This is a genomic window from Altericroceibacterium indicum, assembly GCF_009828105.1.
GTDB classification, from domain to species: Bacteria; Pseudomonadota; Alphaproteobacteria; order Sphingomonadales; family Sphingomonadaceae; genus Altericroceibacterium; species Altericroceibacterium indicum.
The window spans coordinates 1-26,658 of the sequence record NZ_WTYQ01000002.1 but is presented as its reverse complement, the minus strand read 5'-3'; the positions used below and the strand labels follow the sequence as shown (position 1 = coordinate 26,658).

19 protein-coding genes and 1 pseudogene are annotated in these 26,658 nt (G+C 55.2%); 8 read left to right on the top strand and 12 right to left on the bottom strand.

Annotation, left to right across the window (positions count from 1 at the left end; genetic code table 11):
• Window positions 1-3: 3 nt before the first annotated feature.
• On the bottom strand, window positions 4-1,074 hold the full coding sequence (locus GRI39_RS05135; protein ID WP_160738662.1) for a PA0069 family radical SAM protein: 1,071 nt from the start codon (window positions 1,072-1,074) through the stop codon (window positions 4-6).
• Between the two features lie 41 nt (window positions 1,075-1,115).
• Window positions 1,116-2,369 (bottom strand): Nramp family divalent metal transporter, encoded by a 1,254-nt coding sequence (locus GRI39_RS05130; RefSeq protein ID WP_160738661.1) that lies wholly within the window; start codon window positions 2,367-2,369, stop codon window positions 1,116-1,118.
• A 186-nt stretch (window positions 2,370-2,555) separates the two neighbouring features.
• Here GRI39_RS05130 and GRI39_RS05125 point away from each other — a divergent pair, with 186 nt between their 5' ends.
• Window positions 2,556-3,374, top strand: coding sequence for a hypothetical protein (locus tag GRI39_RS05125; RefSeq protein WP_211371459.1), 819 nt, complete (start codon window positions 2,556-2,558; stop codon window positions 3,372-3,374).
• A gap of 76 nt (window positions 3,375-3,450) precedes the next feature.
• On the opposite strand, the gene GRI39_RS05120 is transcribed toward GRI39_RS05125, so the two are convergent.
• Window positions 3,451-5,547 carry a right-handed parallel beta-helix repeat-containing protein gene (locus GRI39_RS05120; protein WP_160738659.1) on the bottom strand — a complete coding sequence of 699 codons (2,097 nt, stop codon included), beginning with the start codon at window positions 5,545-5,547 and terminating at the stop codon, window positions 3,451-3,453.
• A gap of 206 nt (window positions 5,548-5,753) precedes the next feature.
• On the opposite strand from GRI39_RS05120, the gene GRI39_RS05115 reads away from it, so the two are divergent.
• The 3 genes from GRI39_RS05115 to GRI39_RS05105 are packed head-to-tail and all read left to right on the top strand — an operon-like array spanning window position 5,754 to window position 10,274.
• Window positions 5,754-6,251, top strand: coding sequence for a sigma-70 family RNA polymerase sigma factor (locus GRI39_RS05115; protein WP_160738658.1), 498 nt, complete (start codon window positions 5,754-5,756; stop codon window positions 6,249-6,251).
• 6 nt (window positions 6,252-6,257) lie between these two features.
• Entirely contained in the window at window positions 6,258-7,235 is a 978-nt protein-coding gene (locus GRI39_RS05110; protein ID WP_160738657.1) for a FecR family protein, read from the top strand.
• Window positions 7,236-7,280: 45 nt separating this feature from the next.
• Window positions 7,281-10,274 carry a TonB-dependent receptor gene (locus tag GRI39_RS05105; protein WP_160738656.1) on the top strand — a complete coding sequence of 998 codons (2,994 nt, stop codon included), beginning with the start codon at window positions 7,281-7,283 and terminating at the stop codon, window positions 10,272-10,274.
• A 27-nt stretch (window positions 10,275-10,301) separates the two neighbouring features.
• Here GRI39_RS05105 and GRI39_RS05100 read toward each other — a convergent pair whose 3' ends face one another.
• The 7 genes from GRI39_RS05100 to GRI39_RS05070 form a co-directional block, all read right to left on the bottom strand.
• Window positions 10,302-11,183 carry a glycerophosphodiester phosphodiesterase family protein gene (locus GRI39_RS05100; RefSeq protein ID WP_160738655.1) on the bottom strand — a complete coding sequence of 294 codons (882 nt, stop codon included), beginning with the start codon at window positions 11,181-11,183 and terminating at the stop codon, window positions 10,302-10,304.
• 93 nt (window positions 11,184-11,276) lie between these two features.
• The gene (locus GRI39_RS05095) at window positions 11,277-14,009 is read right to left on the bottom strand and encodes a TonB-dependent receptor (RefSeq protein WP_160738654.1); all 2,733 of its coding nucleotides are present in this window, start codon (window positions 14,007-14,009) and stop codon (window positions 11,277-11,279) included.
• Window positions 14,010-14,086: 77 nt separating this feature from the next.
• Window positions 14,087-14,881 (bottom strand): glycerophosphodiester phosphodiesterase family protein, encoded by a 795-nt coding sequence (locus GRI39_RS05090; RefSeq protein WP_160738653.1) that lies wholly within the window; start codon window positions 14,879-14,881, stop codon window positions 14,087-14,089.
• Window positions 14,882-15,222: 341 nt separating this feature from the next.
• A complete protein-coding gene (locus GRI39_RS05085) occupies window positions 15,223-16,056 on the bottom strand; it encodes a hypothetical protein (RefSeq protein ID WP_160738652.1) in 834 nt (277 codons plus the stop codon).
• Window positions 16,053-17,411, bottom strand: coding sequence for a lipopolysaccharide biosynthesis protein (locus GRI39_RS05080; protein ID WP_160738651.1), 1,359 nt, complete (start codon window positions 17,409-17,411; stop codon window positions 16,053-16,055). The genes GRI39_RS05085 and GRI39_RS05080 overlap by 4 nt, the downstream gene beginning before the upstream one ends.
• Window positions 17,411-18,157 carry a nucleoside/nucleotide kinase family protein gene (locus tag GRI39_RS05075; RefSeq protein WP_160738650.1) on the bottom strand — a complete coding sequence of 249 codons (747 nt, stop codon included), beginning with the start codon at window positions 18,155-18,157 and terminating at the stop codon, window positions 17,411-17,413. Before GRI39_RS05075 ends, GRI39_RS05080 begins: the two co-directional genes overlap by 1 nt.
• Before the next feature lie 39 nt (window positions 18,158-18,196).
• Complete coding sequence (locus tag GRI39_RS05070) at window positions 18,197-18,982, bottom strand: nucleoside/nucleotide kinase family protein (RefSeq protein ID WP_160738649.1); 786 nt, start codon at window positions 18,980-18,982, stop codon at window positions 18,197-18,199.
• 255 nt (window positions 18,983-19,237) lie between these two features.
• Between GRI39_RS05070 and GRI39_RS05065 the strand changes: the two genes are divergently transcribed.
• On the top strand, window positions 19,238-19,906 hold the full coding sequence (locus tag GRI39_RS05065; RefSeq protein WP_160738648.1) for a response regulator transcription factor: 669 nt from the start codon (window positions 19,238-19,240) through the stop codon (window positions 19,904-19,906).
• A 16-nt stretch (window positions 19,907-19,922) separates the two neighbouring features.
• Entirely contained in the window at window positions 19,923-21,293 is a 1,371-nt protein-coding gene (locus GRI39_RS14760) for an ATP-binding protein (protein ID WP_160738647.1), read from the top strand.
• Between the two features lie 884 nt (window positions 21,294-22,177).
• Here the strand turns inward: GRI39_RS14760 and GRI39_RS05055 are convergent.
• Together GRI39_RS05055 and GRI39_RS05050 are read right to left on the bottom strand one after the other, a co-directional pair.
• Entirely contained in the window at window positions 22,178-24,148 is a 1,971-nt protein-coding gene (locus GRI39_RS05055) for a YadA-like family protein (protein WP_160738646.1), read from the bottom strand.
• Between the two features lie 35 nt (window positions 24,149-24,183).
• Complete coding sequence (locus tag GRI39_RS05050) at window positions 24,184-24,405, bottom strand: hypothetical protein (protein WP_160738645.1); 222 nt, start codon at window positions 24,403-24,405, stop codon at window positions 24,184-24,186.
• Window positions 24,406-24,712: 307 nt separating this feature from the next.
• Between GRI39_RS05050 and GRI39_RS05045 the strand changes: the two genes are divergently transcribed.
• Window positions 24,713-25,690, top strand: coding sequence for a GAF domain-containing DNA-binding protein (locus tag GRI39_RS05045; protein ID WP_160738644.1), 978 nt, complete (start codon window positions 24,713-24,715; stop codon window positions 25,688-25,690).
• A gap of 227 nt (window positions 25,691-25,917) precedes the next feature.
• Window positions 25,918-26,658 (top strand): annotated as a pseudogene (locus GRI39_RS14545) (IS5 family transposase); the annotation flags it as partial.

The following is a 26,658-nucleotide window of genomic DNA, read 5'->3' as shown; positions in this document are numbered from 1 at the left end:
TTCTCAGAAAAGCTCCATCTGCCCTTCCTCTGATGGTCGCCGGAACTGGCTGCAATCGAGATCGAACTTTGGCCTTCCGAGGCCAGATCTTTTGCATGCAAGGCGAAAGCGCGTTCGAAAAAGTTCTGCCCAAACCCCGGTCGGTCGCATTCTGGCACCAAATCGGGGGTCATTGTCGCGGCCTTGGCGGATTGAGCGGATGATCGCCATGACTTTACCTGCTCTGTCGGGGAAGTGGGTCTCTAGCCATTCTCTGAACAAGGGTGCGACTTCATGGGGCAAGCGTATCGCAATCCAGCCTGCTGAGCTGACACCGGCTTCTGCCGCCCTAGCGATGATCGCTTCCAAATATTCATCCGTGATCGAGGGGATGACAGGCGCGATGGAACAGTGTGTAGGAATGCCAGCGTTTGTCAGCTTTTGAAGAGCTACAAGGCGTTTTTCTGGTGAAGCGGCTCGAGGTTCAAGCAATTGCGATAGTTTTGCATCAAGGCTGGTGATCGAGACAGCGACTGCCGTCAGCCTTTGTTCTGCCAGGGCCCGCAACAGATCGATATCGCGCAAAACACGATCAGACTTCGTCGTGATGGTCACCGGATGGCGTGCTGCAAGGCAAGTCTCCAGAACTTGCCGTGTAATGTGATAGCGCCCTTCGATGGGTTGGTAAGGGTCGGTGTTTGTGCCCATCGCGATGGGGCGCGGAATATAGCGTTTGTTGGCAAAAGCTTTACGCAGCAGTTCGGCGGCCTTGGGTTTGGCAAAGAGCTTGGTTTCGAAATCCAGTCCTGGTGACAGGTCATGCCAGGCATGGCTGGGACGAGCATAGCAGTAGATGCAGCCATGTTCGCAGCCGCGATAGGCATTGATCGAGCGGTCAAAACCAATATCTGGGGAAGTGTTGAAGCTGAGGATCGTTCGCGGAAATTCCTCTGTCACTTGCGTGCGCAACTTGGGGCTGGGGCCATCAATAGTTTCTTGGATGTCCAGCCAATCGCCATCAGCTTCCGTTTCAGGAATAGAAAAGCGTGTGCTTTGGCGATTGTGAGTCGCTGCTCTACCACGATGTATTGGCATTACTCGATTAGAACATAAAGAGAACAAATTCGCAAGGGTAGTCAGTTAAACAATTGCCACAATTGTTGACCAGCCAGCACCACAAACAAGATGGAAGATCCGGCCAAAACGACATTGGCAAGCCAGCCATTACGCGCCTCTTCCGGCACCGCTTTGGAGTTGAGTAGCAGGATCAAGGTTACCGCGAGAAAAGGCATGAAGAGCGCACCAAACGCTCCGTAAGCAATAACCAGTAAAAATGGCCGCCCGGCAAATAAGAGGATCATTGGTGGGAAGGTCAGCCAAAAAAGATAGGCTTTGAAAGCAGGCGTTTTTTCCCGTTCCGAGGAGAGGGCCTCGCCCTGCCCTTTCATGTGGTAATACCAATCAGCGAAAAACAGGCTCATTCCATGCCACACGCCGAATACAGAAGAGAGTGCAGTAGCCGCAAAGCCAATGAGGAAGCCGATGGCAATTGTGCTGCCAAAGCGTGCTTCGAGAACATTGGAAAGGTCGAGCAAACCTCTGTCACCTTTTTCCAGTGCAATACCTGCTGAATAGAGCAATTCAGCGCCAACAATCAGCATGGCGATCACGAATATCCCGGTCACGATGTAGGCCGTGGCGTTGTCCAGTCGCATCAGGGGAATCCAGCGTGGTCCGTTCCACCCTTTGACCTGTACCCAATAGCCATAGGCTGCGGTGGTCACTGTCCCGCCGACACCGCCAATCAGGCCAAGTGTGTAAAACAATGCGCCTTCAGGAAGGGAAAATGTCAGGCCTGAGAGGATATCGGGCAGGCTAGGAGTAACCAGAATGGCAAGGCTCACCATGATGATGAACATGGTCCCAACCATAAATTTCATGACCAGTTCAAAAGTTTCATAGCGATTGAGCAGGACAAAGAAGAAACCTGTGAGCCCGGTGATGACGGCCCATGCAGGAAGCGGGATAATGGGGAAGAGTGCGGTGAGGGGGAGGGCTGTGGCGCTCATTGCTGTGGCGCCATAAATGAAGCCCCACAAGATGACGTAAGCCCCGAAATACCAGCTCGTCCATCGACCCAGAATTTTCCAGCCCGCTAAAATGGTCGAGCCAGTTGCCAGATGATAGCGCGCTGAACCCTCCGAGAGAGCAATTTTTACCACACAGCCAAGGACAGCGGCCCACAAAAGAGCATATCCAAACCGCGAACCGGCAATCAGCGTCGCAACAAGGTCTCCTGCGCCAACACCTGTGGCTGCAACAACAATTCCGGGGCCGATCTGACGCCAGCTTTTGCGAATGGTTAAAGCTTTACCTTCCTGCTGTTTCATTGCCAATCTCCCACGAACAAGCCATTTTGCACCACATGTCCCAGCTGAGCAATACACAGCTTGTTAAGCTTCATGCCGCCCGGATTTCGTAGCAATACGGGTGGATGCATGAGCATTAACCTTATGATGAATTTCTAATTTCCCGTTCTGCGCACAGCTTTTTGTGCGCCTCGAAAACGGGGAATTATGATGTCGAAGACTTTCATCCTGTCAGATCGTGCTGGAGCAATGCGCTATCGGTCGCTGCTCTCGCTCGTAGGGGCAACTTCTGCGTTGTGCCTGATCTCTGCCCAGCCAGCCTATGCTGCAAACGATGATCACATTGCATCTTTGCAGATCACCGGTTTTGCGGAACGGCCTTCAGCGATGCTGCCGGTCGCGGCGGTTAGTCCTGCCAAGGATGCAGGCCACACGGTGTTTAAACAGGTAGAGCCACGTTTTGAGCCTGTCTTAGTGGCTCAGAATATTAATGATTTCGACCTTTCGGAAATGAACCGTCCGTCGGGAGGGTATACTGGGCGCAAGACGTATTCAGCCGCGATGACATTTGACAAGGCTCAGCTTGAAAGGCGTGAAGTTACTGACAGTGTTCTGCGCAGTTTTCCAGATCGGATCGCTTACGCGATGCCGGAAAATCAACAAGCTGAGCTTGCAAATTTGCCTGAAGCGATGGAACCGCCGGTTGTGGTGGAAGGCGAAAAGGACCGTGTTCGCTGGAATGACGTGAAGGTCTATGAATACGCTTTCCAGACACTCAATCTCATTGATGCTGTGCAGACTGTGGCGTTGCTCTCAAATGACGGGCATCATGAAAAGAACCCTATTTTGGGAAAAGATCCTTCGCCCATCGTGGTTGTTGGCTACAAAGCGGTGGGCGGTCTGCTCCACTATGGCATGACCAAATTTCTGCTCTCTGAATCTCCGCAACACACCAAGCTTTTCCAGCAATTGAGCCTTGCGGTTCAAGGCGGTGTGGTTGCCTGGAACATGCAGTTCGTTTTCTGAGGGCAGCCGTCGGCGGATTCGGCGGATAATGCTCAAATATTAAGTGTGAAAAGCGAGGGTGTTCTATGGCTGCTGTTCATGGCTTGGCTTCTTCGTTGCGAATACCGCTACGCTCAATAATTTTTCGGGCTTTTTCAGGCCAGGCCGCACCCTCGACTGCGACATTATCGAATGCCCGATTGTTCAGGTAGTCGGTCCAGTTTCCTTGTAGTCGCCCTGAATTATACCAATTGCCAGTTGCCAGATTATCCATCGCCGTGCGTTTTGGTGCGATGTGATCCTGTGAATTGAGGTTCAGCCACACACCGCCCACATCATCGATCACATTGTCGCGAACGGTTACATAGCGTGAGCCTTCGTCGAGATAGATGGCGATGCCTCCTGATCCTTTGACATCTGAGATGTAGTTTTCTGCGATGAGCGAGTCTGGATCAGCAGAGAGGTGATAGATGGCGCCACCATCAGGAAACCATTGCTTTACGCGCGAGACGCGATTGCCCATGATGACAGTGTCGCGCAGGGTGGTGGGCGTATCATAGACATGATTGCCCGGCATGTCGTAATAGCTGCGCTGCTGGCGCCAATATTCTGCGCTACCGCCTGGGTCATTGGCGCCCCATCCCCAGCCTACATCAATCCCATCATAGGGCGTATCAGACACATTATTATTGAGGATCAGCGTTCCGGAAGCATAGGTCACCAGGATGGCAGACTGTTCCTTATAGTCATGCGAGATATTGGTGATGCGGTTGTTGCGGATCAGTATGTCACGCAGACCCATGACGGGTAGCGTAGGGTGGTGGGCATTTGGCTCTATTCCGCCAACCATGATGGCACCGCCTGCAAGATCTGCAAATTCGTTGTCGGTTACTTCGATGGCTGAGGTGCCAAGACCAATCCCGCTTTCGTTGGCATCGGCGTTATTGCCGATGCCGAGGGCTACCTGCCCCAATTGTCCGAAGTGGTTATCGTCAAACACTATGCGAGTGGCTGCTGCTATTTGAACAGCGGCCGGTTGTTGGCTCCAGTGGTTGCGCCTCGCTTCGAAGGCAGGGCATCCCCAACTGCAGTCGCGGATCGGATTGGTGGGATAATCAGAGATTTCTCCCGCGAGATAGGCACCACTTTGTTGGCTGGCATACCCTTCAGGGCCAGAGGGTTGGAGCCAGCTTGTATGCTGAAAGGACAGGCCGCGAAATTGCAGATCGCGGACTGGGCGATCATAGGTGCCAGCAATAGAGATCAAATACTCAAGCCGAGGCAGCACAATTTCTGCCTGTCGCATATCTTCTCCGGCATGTGGCTTGTAATACAGGGTCCCAGCGCGAGGATCAGCATACCATTGGCCAGGTTCACGCAGAAAGGCGAGGGCGTTGACCAGAAACATCCGGGCTACGTCAGCCGAAACTGGCCGGGCAAAAGTATCATATCCAATGAGATTGTTGCGCCACCCTGGCTGCTGCATGATGATACGGTCAGCTTCGATCCGCTCCACCATCGCATGACGATGGGTGAACCAACTCATTCCCTCAACTTCGATCCGGCGCTGATCAGGTAGAGCGGCAAGCGTTTTCCACTGATCGTCTTTAATCAGTAACCCCCATGGATGAAATTCGACCGCGTTGCGGGGAATTTCCACGCGCGCACGCTGTGCAAGGCGTCCGTTGACGCTGAGTTGTCGAGGGTTGGTTCCTTGGGGAATGCGCGCTTGCCAGATGCCCAGCTCGGGGTCTGCAAGCGTCCACCCGCTTACCGTCACGCCTCCGGAGAGAGCAGGATAAGAGCCGCTTGCACCTTCCCAGCGGACAGTAAATCCGTGCTGACCACCATCATCGGCGGTGAACCGCAAGGGGGCAGTGAGAGGATAGGTGCCGCTGGCGATTTGAACTGTTACGTCATGGCTTTGGCTGAATTGGCGAACTGCTTTTTGTGCTTGTTCGAAGCTCACAAAGGGATGTTCAGCAGAGCCATCACCATCAATTGATCCATCCGGGGATAGGTGCAAAATCACAGGTATCGGATCGGGCCGGTTGGGAATGACAATTCGGTGGTGTTCTGGTTCAACATGCGGCGGCGCTGTGGGGATTGCAGGGAAGGGACCTAGCTGAGCGCTGGCAGGTGTGGCGATCATCAGCAGTAATATTGTCAGGTCAGCCGGTCGCAATCTGTGCATCGTCATCTCCCAGGTGAAATGAGATCGCGGTCCAGCAAATAACCCAACCTCTCGCCTCAGCCCCTTTTGTCAGACATTTAATCTAAACGCGTTCGCTAAGATTGCAATGAGATGAGATTACCGTGGAACTGGAGCCCTGCTGCTCGTCATCAAGCTGTAATCGCCTCACAGTAAAGGCGCATCAGCTACGCAAATGGGGCCGCACCGTGAATTTCGATGAAACGACGTATCGCCTGCTTAGAAGGGAAGTCTATGCGCAGGCGTATCGGAGTTTGGGCGATCACCATGCAAGCGAGGATATTGTTCAGGATAGCTTTCTCAAGCTCTCGAAATATCGCGCTGGAGCACTCGCCAATGTTGGGGCGATGATCAATACGATCGCCCGTAATCTGATCGTTGACCATGTGCGCAGCAATCGCCGTCGGCCTTATAGCCCGATTGCGAACGAGCCGGAGATCGCGACAGAAACACCGTCCCAAGAACATGTTTTGCTGCATCGGGAGCGGGCGGAACAGGTTTCTGCCATTATCGCCCGAATGCCTGAACAGCGGCGCAAAGTGTTCATCATGCGTCGCCTGCATGGAAAATCTGCGAAAGAAGTTGCTTCAGAACTGAACATCTCGCCAGCGGCCGTCGATACACATGTTGCCCGCGCAGTTCTTGCCCTGCATAAGGAACTGTCAATCCTTGAAGGGCATGCGTAAGATCACATGAGTTACACAAATTCGCACTACAGCGAAGATGAGGAAGCTGCGCTGTGGGTTGCTCGCCATATGAACAATATGGTGGATGTTATTGAATTCAAAGAATGGCTCGACGGATCACCAGGCCGCCGGGAACGGTTTGACGCGCTCTGGGCAACCTGCATGGAAGATGCAGTGACGCAGGGACTGCAACTCACTGCCGCTCAGGAATGGCCATGGTGGGATGAAACCAGTCCATATTCGGCCAAAGAACGCCAGTCGACTTTCTGGAATCGTACCGGATTATTTGGCGCTGTGGCTGCGAGCCTAGTTGCGATATTGACCTTCGCATGGCCCTATCTCCACCCGGAGGGCCAGGTCTTCACCACCGCAGCCGGGCAAACGCGCGAGGTGGTTTTGGCTGATGGTTCGACAGTCATACTCAACGGTGCGAGCCGTATCTCCGCGCAAATCTCAGACGAACAACGCAATATTACGCTTGAGGCGGGTGAAGCACTATTCGATGTCACCCATGATCCAGCACGTCCATTTACGGTGATCGCTGCTGAGGGACGGGCGACCGTGTTGGGTACCCGTTTTGATCTCGCGCTCAATAACAAGAGCTTAGATCTGGAAGTTGAGCGCGGAAAAGTGCGTCTGGAGCCGCTAGACTATGCGGATCGCGCGGTCGTCGTTACAGCATCGCATCGTGCATCGCTGATGGATAGCTATGTTTCGCAACCTCTGGCTATCGAGAAGGCGACCGCGACCAGTTGGGAGGATGGTTGGCTTGAAGCTCAGAATATGTCCTTGGGAGAGATTATCCCGCGCCTGCAGCGCTGGACTGATCGGCAAATCCGGGTTGAGGATGCCGGGCTGTTAACTATCCCGGCTGCTGGACGGTTTCGTCTGTCTGATCCCGATCTTGTGCTCGAAAGTCTGGGGACGCTGTATCATTTCAAAGTGACGAAGCGCGATAATGCCTTCGTTCTCTCGAAACAGTAGCCCAAAGGGGGGCGAGAAAGTGTATTTTCCCGCTGTCCGGTCATCATGATCGGGCACGATAGATGCTCGGTCATAGCCATTTTGTGTGCCGCCACTATCGCCATGGTGGCAGATGCTACCCCTGCCACGGCCAAGCAGACTACATTTAATATTCCTGCTGGGGATCTTACCCATGCGCTCCCGATGATTTCTCAGGTGAGCGATATTCAGATTATTGCTGATCCCAGAGTTCTGGATGGACACAAGACACGAGGTGTTGTCGGGACATATTCAGTGCGTAGAGCTTTGCGTGTGCTGCTTCAGGGAACGGGGCTGACATTTCGTGAAAGTGGCGGAGTGTTTTTGATTGTCCCTGCACCAAAGGCAAGGCCGGTGAGGCGACAACAGGCCGATAGTTTTGAGAGTAGGAAACCACAGCCGCACCAGAAAGTGCCGGAACCCTTAATCGTGATTGGCCAGCGCCTGGCCGATCAGGCCGCCATTGCGATTAAAGAGCGTGAAGTGAACATCTCGGATGCCGTTGCAGCGGACGATGTGCAGCGTCTTCCGGATAGCACTGTCGTAGATGCTTTGCGCCGCATTCCGGGCGTCTCCGTGTTACCGATTGCGGATAATGAGCATCCCCGCGATGTTCCTATCGCTCCGGTAGTGCGGGGCCTGTCCCAAGCTTATAACAATGTCACCATCAACGGTCTGGCAGTTGCCTCAACCGGTATCCCCGATGCACAATCCAATAGCGTTAGCAGAGGTGTTCGGCTGGATATTTTGCCTGCCTCGGTGATCAGCAGTCTGGTTGTGATCAAGACCTTCACGCCTGATCTCAACCCCAATGCGATCGGTGGGGCGATTGATCTGCGGACCCGTAGCGCTTTTGAAAATGGCGGGGAGCGATATGTCTCAGTGGATGGAGGTGCTGCTGTTTCAAGTCGCCATGGCGAAATCCGCTCACAAGCGCCGCTGGGAACACATGCTTCGCTGACCGCCAGCGATACGTTTGGTTCCGACGATCAATTTGGCATCGTTCTTTCTGCCAATTACCGGCATCGCGAAAATAACAGCGATATCCACGGAACGAGCGACAGCAATTATTTAGAATTCTTCAATGTCGCTGGTGAAAAGATTGACGATCCTGTGGGCGGTGCGTGGATGGCGGTGCCGCGACAGGATAAATATTGGCACAACAGTAGCGACCGTCGCCATTGGGGGCTGACCGCAAGGGCAGAGGCTGAGCTGGGTGACTGGCATTTGTCCATGTTCGGCGGCAATCTGCTTTTTCGTGATGGCTACACCCGCAATGAGATCATTATCGCGCCGCTTTCTGACGAAGTTCAGGATATCACCCCCACTTCAGGGCGGTTCAGTGGAGGAGAGGTGCAGGTCGGTTATCGGGATGGGGTGACGCATAGTAAAACCCGCATTGCGCAATTTGTGGCGGATTGGCAGGCATCGCCGCATGACAAGATGCAATTTGCGGCCGGTTATTCCCGCGCATCTTTGCAGGAAACCTACAAGATGGTGAAGTTTACCGGCGGTAATGCCGATGCTGGAACTGCTGGAAACTTCGGCTTTGGTTATGACACATCCGCATTCCAATACAGTTTCAACCCGCCACCAGCGGCCTATTATGACCTTGCCAACTATGGCCCGGCCTATTGGCGCAAACGTGAGCGACATGCGCGCTCACGGATTGGAGTTGCCCAGCTTGATTGGCGGCATAATATGGAACGGGGCGAAAGCGGTGCAGGCTTCGCGGCGGGGCTGTCATACACAGATGCACGCTTTTCTTACCATTATCAGAACGTTCAATATCGCTCCAAAGACCAGAGTTTGACGCTCAATAAGGTGGGGAAGGTAACGGACGTCCGGTTGCCGTTCAATCAGGAGCATCTGAGCTTTATCGTGATTGATCCGACATTGGCCTGGCGGTTGTTTGATCAAAACCGGCAGAGCATATTTCAATCCGATACGCTCGACGATAATTTGCGCGATGATTTTACCCATGGAGAGACTAATCTGGCTGCATATGCCACGGCGCGATTGTCCAATGGGGGGCTCGACATTCTTGGTGGGTTTCGGTTGGAACAGACCCGCGCACAAACCGACAATTTCTCGAAAATTGAGGAGGAATGGAAACCCGAAGCCAGTTCAGCGCACTATACTCGGTTGTTGCCTTCGCTCCTGGCTGATTGGGAGCCGGGCAATCAATTGAGGGTCCGGGCTGCCTATAGCCGCACAATTGGGCGCCCTGACTATGAGGACTATGCACCGCGTTCAGTTATTGAATTTGCTCAAGGCGCTACGGTTGGCGATCCTGATGCCAAAGGCGTGAGTGTCACTTTGGGTAACCCCGAGATCATGCCACGCCTGTCTGATAATTTTGACCTGAGTTTTGAATGGACAATGCCTGGCCAGCCCAATGGCTTCCTGTCAGCGGCACTGTTCCATAAGGCGATCAGCCATGAGATATTTGAGGCGCAGACTGAGGGCTATGCAATGGATGGTGTGTTCTATCGCTATGCCGAAGTGCACAGGCCCGTGAATGCAGATGCCGCGCATGTTTCGGGAGTGGAGCTCAATGCCATGATCGGTTCGCTCAGACCTGTTTCACACCACCTCACCCATGTAGGCTTTAGCGCAAACTGGACGCTTCTGGATGGTGCCATCAAGGTGCTGCGCAGCGATGGGACGACACGGCATGTGCCGCGCTTTGTTTCCCAGCCGGAACGGATCGGGAATGTCAGCCTGTTTTACAATGATGGCGCATTTGAACTGCGTGGCGCTTACAATGCTACCGGCCTGGCCTTGCGCAGCCTGGCCCCGGACAGACCCGATCAGGATATCTATTGGGCGCCGCGTCACCAGTTTGATCTTCAGGCCCGTTACCGCTTTCAGGCGGGGCCAAGTGTGGTGCTTGATATTGCCAATATCACTGAAGAGCGCGTCACAAGCCTGACCGGGCCGGAGCACAGGTGGCTGAAGGATAGCTATGCTGTCCCGCGTACGATCAGTCTCAGTCTGGTGTGGGGCATCGGCGCCTGAACAGGATCGACACCCCAGCAGCTCGAATTATTTCATGTCCCTGCAGCGATGCAGCGTCTGGCGCAAAAGGGCAGGGTAGTCGGTTTGGATAACAGATACGCCCATTCCGGTCAGCTCATTGAGCTTGGCACAAGTGTCTTTAGCACCCGAGGCCATTGCCTCGTCAGTATCACCCAACGCATTGGCCCAGATACGTGCAGGAATTTGCTTAATCTTGCGCTGGAACTCTGGGGTAAGAGATTGAGGATCGCCATGAACGATCTGAACGGGCGCAAGGCCACGGTCTATTTCATCAAGCTTTCGGCCGACCCGTAGCCGTGTCATCACCTCCAGTTGTGGCGCAATTTGCCGGCTGGCGCGCAGCACGTTGCTGTCATCGTCAAACATCTGCACCTGATCGAGCATCCCCAACCCTTGGACAGTGGCCACCACCGGAGCGATGCGGTCCGTCTTCATATCCAGAATAACCAGCACCCGGCCACAGCTGTGCCGCAGCACTTCCAGCAGGGTTGGTGGCGGTTCGTCACTGCCTTGCAGCCGCAGTTTGCGGAGTTCGGCATAGGTCATATCCTCGCCCGTGCCTTGCGCGCCGGTAGTGCGGGTGACGGTGCTGTCATGCATGATGAAGGGGACCCCATCGCTTGAAACACGCACATCAATCTCGATAAAGTCTGCTCCGGCGGCGACCGCTTCGTCGACAGCGGCAAGCGAGTTTTCCGGAGCTTTCAAATGGCCGGCACGGTGGGATGCAAGCATCACCGGCCCTGCAGGATTATTCCGTTGCTGCTCCAGTTCGGCAATCCGCGCAGTGTTGCCGCAAAATGGTTCAGCCAATGCCGGTGTCGCCGCCATAAGTGTGACGCAGGTGGCCATGACAAACAGGCTGCGTTTTGGGATCTTTCTGGTCATTGTAATATCCTGAAATTCACGTGCGGGTGCTGACGCTTGTGCACAGTGGACCGGACAAGATCATATCTGTCCGGCCCAAGCTGCCAGGGGGCATCAAAAGCGAGCGTTGACACCAAGCCAGATCACACGGCCTTTCTGGCTTCGCTCTGCGAGCAGCCGTCCGGTTGGCATTTTGCGATAATATTCAATCTCAGATTTGGTGAGGTTCTGCCCTTCAAGAATGAAAGTCACGCCATCCAGTGCTTCCCACCGCATTTGTGCTGAAAACTCACCGCGTCCCTTGCTGAAGATATCGAAGGCTTCAGAGTCCTCATTGATCGACTTCAGATAATCACCAACGTAATTGTAAGCGATTGAGGCACCAAAGGACCGATTTTCATAAGACAGCGTGGCATTGGCGAGATATTTGGGCTGCGCTTCCAGGCCGTCCACATGGCGAATGGATTCATCGCCCTGAACAACAGTTTGCTTACCCTGAATGAATGTGGCGTTGGCCGAGGCAACAAAATTGCTGAAGAAGCCCGAAGCGATATCGCGGAAATCCTGCCGGGCTGACAGTTCTACCCCCTTCAATGAAGCGCTCTGCGAATTCATCGGCGTATTGATACGGGCAGTATAAAGCTCACCCTTATATTCGTAATTGTCCTGGGTGATATTCTGCATGAAGATGAGGTTCTTCATATCCTTATAGAAAGCTGCAACCGAGAACATGCTGCCCGTTGAAGGGTACCATTCCAGCGAAGCATCAAAATTGTTTGATGTCCGAGGTTTGAGATCGGCATTGCCACGTGTGATGCTGATGTAATTTTCGTCGCTATCTTCAGGCAAGCCGATGGATTCACTGATCGCGTAATAAGAGAAATTCGGGCGGCCAATGGTCTTGCTATATCCTGCGCGGAGCATCACGCCGCTGCCGAAATCGTAACTCGCGATCACTGATGGCAGGAGATAGTGGTAATCCGCTTCACGATGCGTGCGGACATATTGGGCGGCATCATTGGGTTCTGCGGGCAGATTATCATCCTGTGCCCACAGGTCGATTTTGTTCTTGGTGGAATCGAAGCGCAGGCCTGCGCGAATGTAGAGATTATCAGTCTTGTAGTCGCTTTCTGCATAGGCAGCGTAGACTTTTTCATTCAACTGATAGTCGCTTGAAATATCCGTGTCGCTGTCATCTCCTGTATTGGGGTAGCCAGCAGCAATCCATGCATCGCGATAGGCTGCATCATCGATAAACAGGAAATCGACATTAGGGTCGGTTGTCTTCAAGCGGGTCGGCCGGACGAAATCTTCCATCGTCCGCTTGTCACCATTCGCATCGAGCAGCAGGCCACCGACACGCCCTTGATCGTATGATTGATCGGTCGTTTGGAAGCTTGCACCAATGTTGAACCCAAGGCCGGTTTCATTGCGACCGAAATTATTGTCGATATTCCCACCGAAGAAGGTCAGATTTTGAGCGGCACGCTGTGTGATATGCTGAATATAGCCTTCGAGATAATTGGCTGGATCATTGTCATAATCCGGATCATCAAATGAAAGTACCGGGTAGCCAGCGCTTAAATCGTAAGAGAAAGCGCCATCAGCGGTGTTCTTGTTCATGCTGAATTTTGAACGGTCACGGATGGTGTTGAGCCGGGCCCGCGAATGTGTGGCACGCAGATGCGCGGCAAAATTGTCTCCCATTTGCTGGTCCAGAATACCGGAAACCACAAAGGTTTCACGCTTCTGTGGCTGGTGCGAATAGCCAAGTGCTGTTTTGCCCTTGGCCCAAGTGCCCGACGTTGCCGTCTGATCGAGCGGAGCGCTGCCGGTATCGGCAGACGCCAGATATTCGTTACGGACCTCATCTTCCTTCTGGTAGAAATAGCCAGTGTAAATGGATGCGTAAGTTGCTTCACTGGGATTATATTCCAGCTTCACGATACCCGAGGCACGGGTCACCTTGTCATCATAAACGAAGATCTGGTTACGCGACGCAGCGGAATAGCCGTTGGTGTTGCTCAGATCGTTATAATCGCTGATTTCCTTGTTCGTATCACGGTCATACAGGCGGTAGCTATTATCGACGGCTCCCGGCTTCTGGTCATAATTGCTCGAATAAAAGCGTGAGAAGGAGCCGGAAACGACAATCCCGAAATCCTTGTTCTGGCCGAAAGGGGAACTGAAAGTGGCATCAGCACGCAGGTTCTTACCCTGCTTCACATCATTGCTACCAGCGGCGGAATTGTCGCCAATCGACGCGCGTGTGATGAGCGACGTTTCATTCGTGTCAAAGGCACTGGCAGTAATCAGGTCCAACTGGCCGCTCAAAGCATGAGGGTCGAGATTGGCGGTGATCGTCTTCACCACATCGATGCGGCTGATGAAGGAAGGCGGCAGCAATTCGATCCGCGCACCACGGCTGTCTTGCGAAGTCGTGGCGAGGGGGAGGCCATCGAAGGTCACAAGATTATAGCTCGAACCCATGCCGCGGATCAGCACACTTTCTGCCAGATCGGGTGAACGGTCGTTCGACGTGCCAAAGTCAGGCACCAGAGCGACGCCGGGAATACGCTGGGCAACCTGCGCAATGGTCAGATCAGGTAGCAAACCTGCCTGATCCTGCGCGATGGAATCTGTGATGCCGGTGGCATTGCGCTTGGCTTCAATGGTCGCCGTATTGGAAGAGCGATATCCGGTGACGACGATCGTGTTCTCACGATCTCCCTCTTTGCCTGCTTTTGGGTCGTCTTTAGTGGTTTCAGCATGGAGTGGCGTGGCAGCGAAACCGGCGATGAGTGCGCAGGCTGCAACAGCCTGGTGAAACGTAATTTTGTGTTTCATAGGTACAGTAATCCCGTCCATTGAGAAGCAATGTTATGAAAATTCAGGTGTTTGAGTGATGGCAGGCGCCGCAGTGCCTAAGGCGGCGAACAGCTACGTGCTTTGGCGCCGGTCCGTTCGATATAGGCTTTGAGCTCGAGGGGAGCGTCTGTCTGGATCGCATTAACGCCATGGGCAAACAGGCGGCCCCAGACCCGATCCGGGTCTCTGATGGCAACATCATCATCATAGGCACGCCCCGCCAGCGTATCGATCCAATAGCGTGCACAACGGGCATCAATCAGCGGCGTTAGAACCGGCGTGAAGGCCTGATCCTTGATGTCGATTTCATAGCTGACCGGCCCAATCGTGTCATAGCTGGCGATTATAGCGGCTGGATCTTTCTGCATGGCAGGCTGGCGTATGATCGGCTGGAAATGCACCTGATCGATCCATGGTGCTTTTGCGCGGATGTGATCGACCGGCGCTTCTGCCTTGAAGAGCACCTGCGCCCGGCTGCCAACCTTGTCTACCACAGCGAGGATATCCTCGATCCTATCGGTTTTCGCATCAATGTTGATGAGGATACGATCCTTCGCCGCGCGCAAGGCGTCTTCGAAAGTGGGGATGCGGTTTTGCGTAAGCGGGGTACCGTGTCCACGATCTGCACGAAGGTGCAGCTTTTGCAATTGTGCCCAGCTTAAGTCTGAAAGCTGACCGGTCCCTTCCGTCATGCGGTCAACCGTTGCATCGTGCATCAGCACCAGCACACCATCGCTGGTCATGCGTACATCCAGTTCGACCATGTCGATACCGGCAGTGATGCAAGCATGAATTGCTGCGATGCTATTCTCGGAAGTGCCGATCCAGCAAGCCCGGTGGGCCACGATCATGATGGTGCCATCTGGTCCTGCTAGGTGCCTTTCTAGCACCTCTCTGTGGCTTTGAGTCTGTTCTGCATGGGCATGGGCTGGCCATAGAGATGTGCAAATTGCAGCAGCTACAGCCATTCCCCATCTGGGAACGCTGGCCAGCGCACTCTTGAAAACTCCCCGCACCTCGTGATTCCCCGCATCAAGCCGTGCCGCAATATTCGCGGCCTCTGATTACTCGACGGCGGAGGGGGCATTATCTGACACAGTTGAGCAGATTTTTTAATTGTGTGAAGATTGTCAAAAATCTTCGTAATATCTGTAGTTTAGGCCGAGAAAGCGCTCGTCTGGACTGAGAAGCCTTATCCGAACTGAGCGATTAGTTCATCCAATCTTGAGCGAATATTCATAGGCATCAGCACATCATCTCGTCGATAATCGCGCTGGCCTCTCCCAGCCTGCTCCACCAATTCATCGTGCATACTGCCCATCAAGCCATTGATGGCACTGAGAAAGCGAGACATGCGATAGAGTTGTTCATTGGGGGCAAGGGTTCTCATCGTGTCGTAGAATGACACCTGACGGCTGATAATCTTGCGGATTGTGTGAAAGCGATGAGCGGTCAGCGTTCCGCTTTCCAGCCATTCGGCAAGTCGTTGGAATTCGGCTTGCCTAAAGGTTAGGAAGCCCTGCTCGCTATCCATCTTGACCGTTTCCATTTCACGCTGGACTGCCAGCCATACCGGCCAACTGAGCAATACTCTCAGTAACAAGGCATACGCAGCCGTTGTCCGGCTTTGGTGATTGCGGAAAGCATCCTGAAGGTGCCCCATTACCGCTACCGTGCAACGAAACAGAAAAGGGGCCTTATGGCGCTGGCCATAGAGGACCAAGGCAAAGCGCAAATGTTTGTATCTTGCCCGGATATGTTTGTAGCGAACACGCTCCTTGCCTGACAAATCGCCCTTTTGAAGCAGAGTATTGGTGAGCCCGATCATGTCAGACCGAACCGCACCTTCACGCCAGAACTGCAAGCACAGATCGAGGCATGCGCGCATAGTTTGGCTGGTACAGGCCATCGGCACCGGGTTGGGCAGGCTAACAACCGGGTCAACAATATCATCTGTATCGACCGCTTCGAAGAGCGCATCCAGTGTTTCAGGGGAAAATGTCTGGCGGGAGGTGGCATCATTCATGACGTTTGACCGGATTGGCTTGCGATGAGGTGCGAAAGCGTATGTCGCTTGCGATAAGCCCAGATGGTCGGGATGAGCATAAACAGCGTTTTGAGACAAATTCCGACAATATAGGCAAAGCCTGCACCGTTGAGGCCAAACAGATGGGTCAGGGCTACCAGAAAACCTGCATAGCATAAGACTGCAGCGCCCTCCGCGAACATGGCAGAGCGCTGGCGCCCCGCCATGAAGAGCAGGGATTCGAGCGGAAAGCTGGCCATTGTTACGATCAGTGACACGGTCATCAACTGCAATAGATCAAACGCTTCGATATAGTGTTTACCAAAGACCAGACCGATCAATGGTGCGCCGCCTACCATCACCAGCAGCAAGATCAGAAACCCAATCGCACCTGAAATGAAGGCGCTGCGGATGGCCAATTGCCAAGGGTGCTGGCCAGTCGGGTCGAGCCGCATGATCTCCGGATAAAAACTACGGCTCATCAAATCGGCGGGTTTGCTGGCAGAATCAAAGAAGGTCGCGGCGACTTTGAACAAGCCAGCACTTGCCGGGCCTAGAAGGGCACCGACAATGAGATTACTGATCGGTCCCCATGCCGCCCAGATCGAATGGGACACATTGGTTGTCCAGGCAAAGTTCCATGCACCAGGCAGCCGTTTTGCCGGACCTAAGAGGCCGGGATGCAGCGCTTTATGGATACCCTTGCGGCGCAGCTCGCGCACTGACATCACCCACAGACATAAGTCTCCGGCCAGATCACCAATATACCAGGTCAGCACAAAACCGACGAAGCCAAAATCTCCAAAATAGGTGATCGCTGCGCCGATTGATCGAATGAGGGGAGTCACCAATTGCTGGGCGGCCAATTGATCAAATTTGTCGAGTACGCGCAGGATGCCGGTGGGGGTGGCGGCGATCATTGTCGGGATGAGAGTGCAATAAAACATCGCGATGCCGAGGTTTTCTGAGCCGATACCAAAGCTATGCGCAAGAAATGGCAGAAGGATCAGGCCGCCAGCCATCCCGATAAGGCCGCTGACGATATCCAGGCCAAAAGCAAACCCGGTGGCATCGCGCAATTCATCAACATCACCTCTGGCCAGAGCTGGTGCACCAAACCGGACGATGAGCTGCCATGTCTGGAATTTCACCACGGCCCCCACGCCGTTGGCATAGGCGTGGATCAGCACCAGCGTACCAAACAGCGCCGGCGTTAGCCCACGACCTGCGCAGGCCAGTGCAATCAATCCAAGTAGTGCACCGACAAGCTTGCTGGAGGCTAAATACCACGCATTACGTATAATCGTACGCAATACCCCATCAGCGAACCATTCCTTGACTTTCAAGGCTTTCATCAGCCAGCAATTTCCATATTGGAAACGTTATCTGCCGCTGAGTTTTCTCTGGCCGCTAGCATATCAGCGATTGCCGCCTTCGCCTGAGCAAGAACATCTTCAAGTGGCTGGTCAGCATTGATATCAACTATGGGTGCCGCTCCGAAGCTCAGCTTGGGCACATCGTTGACTTTGCGCGCGAGTGAGGAGGGGCGGTGATCGGGTTTGCGGGCCAGGGCGACTTCCAGTGATACATTCAGGCGCAAAACCAGATCGGGCCGGTTCGCTACCATCGCTTCATAGCTTTGCCGCTCTTTTCTGGCGAGCAGGGCAACTGCCCCCCCACGCTTGGCATTGGCAAGGCCGAGCCCGTCCATTGGGCCGGGTGTGCTTAGCTGAGGAAACCGATCTGCAATGATTGTAAAGCCTTGGCGGCGTAAGCGCATCATGCGGGCAAAGCGGCGTACACGGCGCATTGAAAACAGCCAGATGACTGTGGCTTCGGGCCATTTGGGGCCGTCACCGACCTGTGCTTTCTGGGCCTTGGAATGAATTGATTTGTCGAGGCGTTTCCCAAGCAGTGGCAATCGTGCGATACGCCTGCCAATGTTGCCGGACTGCTTACCAAGGTGGCATATCTGGGTTGGCCCCTGCGTGCTTAGCCACTTTTTTAGCTCTTCAGTAACAGTGGATTTGCCCGAACCATCGCAGCCCACAACCGCGATAAGCGGGGGCAGCGGAGATTGAGCAGAGTTGAGGTCTTGCATCGCCGTCAGGTCCGAAAATATTCAATTGTAAGCGTGAAGTTACGCTCGCAGTCCAAATCGCTGCAACACCGCAAGGGTGCTAGCCAGCACGTCTCCGTAAGGGCGTGTAGCATCAATGTCGACTATTCGCGCGCCGGCGAAGCTCAAAGTTGGCAACACAGCTATCTTTTTTTCGAGCAGGGCGCGCTCATGATCGGCTTTACGAGCAAGAGCAGTGTCCACGTCCACATTCAGACGAATGATGACAGTAGGCTGATAGGCTGCCATCTGACGGTAGATTGATTGTTCGCGGCGGGCGAGATATTCTACCAAAGGAGAACCTTTACGAGCCGAGTTAAGCCCTGGGCCATCAAAGCCGCCAGCCAATTCAGCTTGCGGATAGCGATCCGTAACAATTTGCACGCCTTTTTTGCGATACTTCAAGGCCTCACGGAACCGGTGGCGGCGGGTCAGCGAAAGACCGAACATTGCCAGCGCCGTGGCTAATCCGGGCAAGCGCTTGTCGCGTCCTTCATGTGCCTTGCTGGCCTTGTTTTGTAGAAATCGAGAGACCACTCCGCCGACGAGTGGCAGTTTAGCAATACGTCGGCCAAAGTCTCCGGTGCCAAGACCCAAATAGACCGAACGTGTGTTGATGTTTCGGTTTAACAGGGAGACCAGGTCGCGCGCCAAGGTGGATTTTCCTGATCCGTCACAACCAATGAGCGCGACACACGGCGCCAATTGGTTGTGAGAAGGTGACCGGGCTTGATTGAGGTAGTCAACGAGTTCGGAGTTGATGGGAGAAGCGCCGATCAATTCGCGGCGTGTGTGATGTTTCGTCATTATATTTTCAGCGTTCTTGTTCTTGATGTGGGCAGCCGCAGTTCAGCGCTGCCTCAGCGGGTTAATTCACTCGCTAGAACGTGAAGCTGATGAGAGCCTGATGATTGTCAAAAAAATGCAACAAAAGGCGCTGGCAAATCCTGAAAGGTAGCTTGCCTATGGCAGTTCGGTGAAGCTGATAGGCGGTTTGACCGTTACTGCGAGCTAGGGTAACCCAGAGTTTAGGTTGAATGTTTTCCGTACTGGAGCTCTGTCTTGCCTCGCCTGCTGGTAGCTGAAGACGATGCTGATCTTGGTCCGGCTATTAAGCAGTCGCTTGAGTTAGACGGGTATGTAGTCGATCTGTACGTGCGGGGAGATGACGCGCTCGCCGCTGCTGCTGTGACCAAATATGATGTTCTTCTGCTTGATATCGGGCTCCCTCAGATGACGGGCCTCGATGTACTCAGCCATTTACGCAACACAGGCGATGCAACGCCTGTAATCATTGTCACTGCGTTTGATCGTAAGCGCCAGCGCATTGATGGGTTGGATGCCGGGGCTGATGATTACGTGGTGAAACCGGTTGATTTGGAGGAGCTGGCTGCCCGTATTCGGGCGCAATTACGGCGACAGGATCGTAGGCAGAGTGACATTGCCAGTGTCGGAGATGTGACGATCGATTTCACCGGCCAAGTTGCCAGCCTGAACGGGACGCGCGTGTCGCTGACAGCCAAGGAATTCCGAATATTGGCATTATTGGTCCGGCGAGCACGACGTTTTGTATCAAAGACCGATCTGGAAGGCGAATTGTACGATCAGGAGCATTGGGCAGAATCCAACACCGTTGAAGTTGCCATCTCTTCGCTTCGGCGCAAGTTCGGACGCGATTTCATTCGTACGGCGCGTGGCTTAGGCTATATGGTTGGTGGTAAAATATCATGAAGAACATAGGCACTCAGTGAGACATTCTTCCCTTGCTGTTCGACTGTTTTGCCGGCTGCTGTTGCTGCTGGCACTGACAGGCATGGGCATGGGATTTCTCCTGTACAATGTGGCCGACCGTGAAAGTAATCGTGCATCGGATGCGCAGCTTATGAAAGCTGCGCGCTTGCTTAACATGATGATGCAGGATGAATTAACGGCTGGCGTATTGGTTGCGCATGATCAGGTACTGTCTGCCAACGGTGATTTGTTGCTTTCTCCGGAAGAGAAGAAGGCGTTTCATGCCTCTTACGATTGTTGCATGTTTGCCGTGTTTTGGGATGGCCGAGCTGTGGCCCAATCGGGTTGGGGGACACCGGTTGAACAGCTTCCCCGGGAGCCGGGTTTACATGACTTCGTTGTCGTTTCCAGCGAATGGCGCAGCTATGGTTTAGCAGGCAAAAATGCCAGGCTGTTGGTTGTTGTTGCTGAACGCGCCTCTACCCGAGGGCTTTCGGTCATGATGGCACTGCAAGAACTGGCCGCACCGCTGACATTGCTGCTCGTTTTCGGTGTGTTGGTGCTATGGCTGACTTTACGGAAAAGCCTTTCAATCATTGGCCGGCTGGCAGATACGTTGAATGCTCGTTCGCTCGCAGAATTGAAGCCATTAGACCCTGTTGAATGGCCCAGCGACCTGTGGCCTGTTATTACTGCGCTCAACACCCTGTTTGCCCGTCTTGACCAGGCTTATGAGCGTGAGCAGGCTTTCACAGATGATATCGCTCATGAATTGCGTACACCCCTAGCGGCCATTCGGGCACGTGCTCAACTGGTTCACAAATCTCTGCCAAATGTTCATGAGGACGATATAGCCCGTCTCATTGCCTGTGTTGACCGTGCATGTGACCTGATCGGCGGGATGTTAATTCATGCACGGCTGGATACTGTCAAACTCTCACGAAGGTCGGCCGATATTCATGCGATTGTTTCTGATGTTGTCGCTGAAGCGCTGTTGGATATTCCGTCAGACAGCATACAGTTCACGGTCAACCCGGATTATATTGTACGTTGGCCCTGCGATGTTTCATCGCTAACCATAGCTTTATCGGCAGTGATTGATAATGCGGTGCGGCACGCTGGTGAGGGCGGTCATGTCGATATTGCCATGGTCCGCAGTTCCGAGCGATTGGATATTATGATCGCAGATAAAGGTCCAGGTATACCAGTTGAAGATCGAAAGCGGTTGCAGCGCCGTTTTGAGCGAGGAACCTCCCCTTCATCGGGAAGTGGCCTTGGCCTTGCAATTGCAGTCACTGCTATGAAACTGATGGGGGGCACGCTTATTTTGCAGGATCGTCAAGATGGTCCCGGCCTGCTGGTAATCTTGCGGCTTCCAGCAAGCTAATCATATGTGTCTTCAAAATCGGGTAAAAAGCTCTCTCCGGCATGTCAAAACGCACTGGCTTTATTCCAAATTGTATGGCCGGCCATAGGCTGCTTCGATCCACGCCCCCGTGAAGGGGCGACTGTCACGCTCAGTGGCCTCAGAATGACAGGAAATTGCACGGTATCCTCTAGGCCAGCACAAGCGCCCTTTATGCCTTGTTCGACACTGCTAATTTAGGCCTTGCGCTTAGTGTAGCCGTTGCATCGTCAGATGGGCAGGGTGGTTCCGCGGGGGAAGATACTTAAAAGCGAAAAGCAGTCGAATATTTATCACCCCCCCACAAACGTAATTCACTCCCTCCCTGCCTGCTTTCCCTGTCGGTTTTGGTGCAGCCTGAATTTATCGTGCTGGGCAGGAAAGCTGAATTCTCAGGTTCAATCGCAGTTTTATACGAATTCGTGCAGTCACAATGCTAGCGGTGCTGGCTCGGATATTCATTAGAAATTGTTTTGAAAGGGGAGGGGGGAGAGCGCCTGAAACCGGACAATAAGCGAAGCTCCGGGTCAGAGGTAGGGGGCTGAGTGGCTGCCGTTCCTACAGCGCCGCCTCCCGACCAAAGGTGGGCGTTCAGATAAAACATCGCGAACGGCAGATTCTGACATAAGCTGCAAATTGAATGGCCAGAAGCGTATCGCCAGCTTTGCGCCCTATTTCGGGCATTCCACCCATCGCCCTGTCCACTTAAAAGCAGACGTTGGGGCGATAGTGCGCCAATCTTGGCTCAGCGGCTTGGTTTCAGGCCAATGGCCAGATTGACAGTAGCTGTGGCACGCTGGAATTGTCTCTGTAGGGGAGGGGCCCGGAGCGAAACCAGACCCTCCTCCGTGATCGCCCAAAGAGTACTAGAATTCTCCAATCACTCCAACACGTGCGGTGGTGCTCTTGCCTCCTGCATAGGAAACGCCGGCGGTAAACGCGAAGGGCTCTTCGGTGTTGGCCCTTGCGGCAATCGAGGCGCCAAAGGCGGCCTGGCCGCGATAGATTGAGGTGTTCGCAGTATAACTGATGCGCCCAGGGGTCGAGGGCATGGGCGCCGCGGTCAGCGCGACCGAAGCAGCGATCCCGCGATTGGTCGCGGTCCGCTCGCTCGCTACGAGTTCGTAAAGATCGAAGCTGGTCGTGCCCAGATTGCCCTGCGCATCGGTGGTGACGAGCATGACCGGGCCGGACTGGCGGGCATTGCTTTCATCGGACGCAATCCCGGCGAAGGTATAGGTGCTTTCGCCCGAACCGATCGCGACCTGCCCTGCCTGTGTTGCGACCGCTCCACTGCCGATCGCCACGGCACCGTTGCCGGTCGCGCTGGCGCCGTTGCCGAGCGCGATGGCGCTTTCGCCGATGGCCGAACTTTCATTGCCCAGCGCCACTGCCCCGGTGCCGGTCGCGGTGTTGTTCGCCCCAAGCGCCACTGCCCCGGTGCCGGTGGCACGGTTAGGATCGCCGATCGCGACCGCACCGTCTCCCGAAGCAATATTGCCCGAGCCGATCGACACGGCCTGGCCGTCCTGCGCCTGCGCCTGATAACCGATCGCCACCGAGCGTTCGCCGCTGGCGCTGGCACCCGATCCCATGGCGAGCGCATCCTTGCCCGAGGCAGTGGCGCCGGGGCCGGTGGAGTTGCTTTCGAAGAAGGCAAGCTCGGCGGCATTCGCGTCGGCCGTCTTCTGCGCAGACTGAGCCTCCTCGCGGGCCAGATCGGCGGCGCTCTGCGCCTTCACGGCTTTCTCGAATGCCGCGTCGGCGGCCTCCTGCGCCTCGGTCATGTCGCCGGTGACCTTATCGGCCGCAAGTTGAGCGGCGCGCGCTTCCTCCCGGGCGGTATTTGCCGTGGTCTGTGCAGCGGCAGCGTTCTGAAATGCCTCGTCGGCGCGTTTTTGCGCGGCATTCGCTTCGGCACGCGCGAGATCGGCTGCGCTCTGCGCGGCGGCGGCGGCGGCGGTCACGGTATTCAGCTGGCCGAGATTGACCGCATCGGTAGTCTCGGTCCCTGCCGCAACGTTGACGATCTGCCGCTGCAAATCCGCGCTGCCGACCGAAATGGTGTCGGACCGCGTCGCGACCGAACGGAAGCCGAGCGCCACAGCGCCGGTGACGTTTTTCTGCACCTCAGAAAAACTGCCCAGAGCGAGAGAGCCGGTAGCGCCGGTGGCGGCGTAGGCTTGATGACCGAGCGCTACACTATAAATGGCGTCTGCATAGCTTTGGTTACCTGTGGCGGTACTGTAATCGCCCATTGCACTGCTGCGTCCGCCTGTCGCGGTGCTGTAATCGCCGAATGCCCAGCTGCGTCGGCCTATGGTGGTGCTGTAAACCCCCTTTGCCTTGGTCCAGTCGCCTATGGCGATGCTGTTTTGACCGGTTGCCTCGGCGTCTTCGCCTAGGGCGGTGCTGTGGTCTCCGGTTGCTTCGCTGTCACGGCCTAAGGCGGTGCTGTTATTGCCACTTGCTGTGCTGCCTGTGCCTAAGGCGGTGCTGTAATTGCCACTTGCCGTGCTGTCTGTGCCTAAGGCGGTGCTGTCATTCCCACTTGCCTTGCTGCCTGTGCCTAAGGCGGTGCTGTAATTGCCACTTGCCGTGCTGTCTGTGCCTAAGGCGGTGCTGTCAGAGCCACTTGCTTCGCTCCTGTGGCCTATGGCGGTGCTGTAACGGCCAGTTGCCTTGCTGTACTCACCACACTCAGTCGAGTGCAATCCCGAGCCAGCGTTGCACTCAGCGCCGGAATCGGCAGCGGCAGGGGCGGCGATGATCGCCAGGATCGTCACGCTGGTCCCGGCAAGAAGGTTGCGGGAGAGTTTTTGGAAGGTGTTCGGCATGGGTTTTCTCCGGATGGTACAAAGCAGGGGAACAGTCACGCGGTCAGGACGGCGGACAGGCCGGGGAGATGGAGTTTCGGCACGACTATGGGACTGCGCTCGGCCGTGCCGAGACAAGCGGCCTTGTCGGGCCTGCGCTGCGAGAAGCCCGTGCGTACCAACAGGATCGCGCCTTCGAGAATGAAGGCCGGCCGCAGCGCGATCGCGGCAGCCAACGACAATAAGCACGCACCAGCGCGCGGGTTTGAAGCAATCACGGTGCGCCCCGAACGTCTTTCCTAATCATGTCTGGGGGCATTCGGAAACTTGGTTCCCCCCCGAATTCCGCCCCCTGAGCCATTTTGACCCCTGTGCGGCCAAAGACTGCAAGGCAGCTACGCGCACCGCAACAAGCGGCTGCCGAGTTGCAACAATGGATGCTGAATTGCAAAATCAAGCGGATTCTAGCGCGGGAAAAGGAGTGCTCGGGTATTGGCGGCACAAAGGTGTTTCTCATCGGCGCGCCACAGCTTACGGGATTGGTTCGCAGTTTTTCCTTCCCACCCAAGTTCGCAGGCGACATCCATGGGTTTTGAACACCGCTATCCGAAAGTAGAAATGCACTCCGAAGCGCATCCGCGGCTCGGCGGTGGGGTCGCGGTGTGGAAATTTGGTGCCCTTCCCGACATGCTCGGCCCCGATTGCTGGGCGGTAGTGGCGGCCCGCCTGCTCCTGTCGCAGCCGTTCGAGCCGGGTCTTGCCGCGGTGCTTGAATTCATCGGGCGCTCGGCGCGCGCCGACAGGGCCTGGGTACTCCGCTTCAACCACGATCTCACTACGATGCGAAACACCAACGAATGGTGCGCCAGCGGGATCACTTCGCATGTTGAGGATCTGCAGGACGTCCCCGTCACCATGATCGGCGACATGCTGCTGCCGCTCAGGGAGGGACAGACCCTGGCGATCAACGATGTCGAATTGCTCGGGCGCGGGATGCGTTCAATGCAGCGCGAATTCCGCTTGCAGGGTATTCGCAGCACGCTGACGGTGCCGGTGATGGCGGAGGAAGGGCTGATCGCCTGCATCGGCCTCGATTGCAACCGTCAGCAGCGTGACTGGATGGAAAGCGAAGTGCATGCACTCACCCAGATTGCGGCGCTGATCGGCGTCAGCCGGATAGAAGGGGCGCCGCTTACGCGCGAACTGATCGCCCCGACAAGCAGTGCCTCCGCGCGGCTTTACCTTCGCAGCGGACATTCGGCGCGAGGCGTGGATCCCGAGGATATCTGCTCGGTCGAGGCCGACGGCAGCGGGACGACAATCCTCCTGGCGAGCGGGGAGACCGTGTCAGACGATCGTCCGCTACGCTGGTGGCATTCGGTTCTGCCCGAACAGATGTTCCTGCGGACCCATCGCTCCGCGATTGCCAATCTACGCAAAGTAGAGCGTTTTCAGCGCCGTTCGCGTGGGCAAGACCCCGAGCTCATCCTCAAAGGGAGCAAACGCCCCACGCCGGTCGCGCGCAGCCAGGTGCCCGAAGTTCGTCGCCGACTGGGAATGTAGAGATCATCGAAGCTGGAAGGTGGGGTCAAGTCCGTCGAAGCAGTTGGTGAAGCTACTTCGGGCAGTCAGTATCGTGCACTGCGGACCGTATAACGAAGTAAGCGAAGCGAGCCTTTACCAGACGAGAGCATTCGCTTTATTGGACAGGCTAGAAAACGGTAAAACCTCAGTCGGCACACGACCTGGCTAGGCGGCGTGGACAAATTGGTTGACGTTGCGATGGCGGGTTGATTCAAGGCTGCCTTTTGGAGGCGGGCTTGAGTCGGGGTGATCTTACCGAAGCAGAATGGCGTGTTTTGAAGGGGTTGCTTCCGATTGATGCGTCGAACCGTGGGCGCGGACGACGTCCTGAAGAGAACCGTGCGATCATCAACGGCATTCTCTGGCGACTTCGCTGCGGCACACCCTGGCGCGACGTTCCGCCAAAATACGGCAACTGGAACACGATCTATCGGCGGTTCAGGCGATGGAGCGATGCCGGGGTTTGGGAGGCCGTGTCGGTTACACTGGCCGAGATCATGGCGGACAGCGGCCACTACAGCATCGACAGCACTACGGTTCGCGCCCATGTTTCGGCGGCGGGCGGAAAAGGGGGACTCGTCGAAGAGCTCTTGGCCGCTCGCGGGGCGGGTTCACCAGTAAACTTCACTGTCTGGCTGATGGACGAGGGCGACCGCTCGCCCTCCACCTGACAGTCGGCGAAGCCGCTGATTGCAAGGCCTATGACGCCCTGATCGCTATGGCAGACCAAACACCCAAGGCGCTACTGGCTGATAAGGGATACGATGCCGACGCCATTCGCGCCGATCTTGCCGAACGCGGTATCGAGGCCGTCATTCCCGGACGATCAAACCGCCGTGTGCCGATCGAGCACGACAGGAAACTCTACAAGCAGCGCAACCAGATCGAGCGCTTCTTCGGACGCCTCAAGATCAACCGCGCCATCGCGACACGCTATGATCAACTCG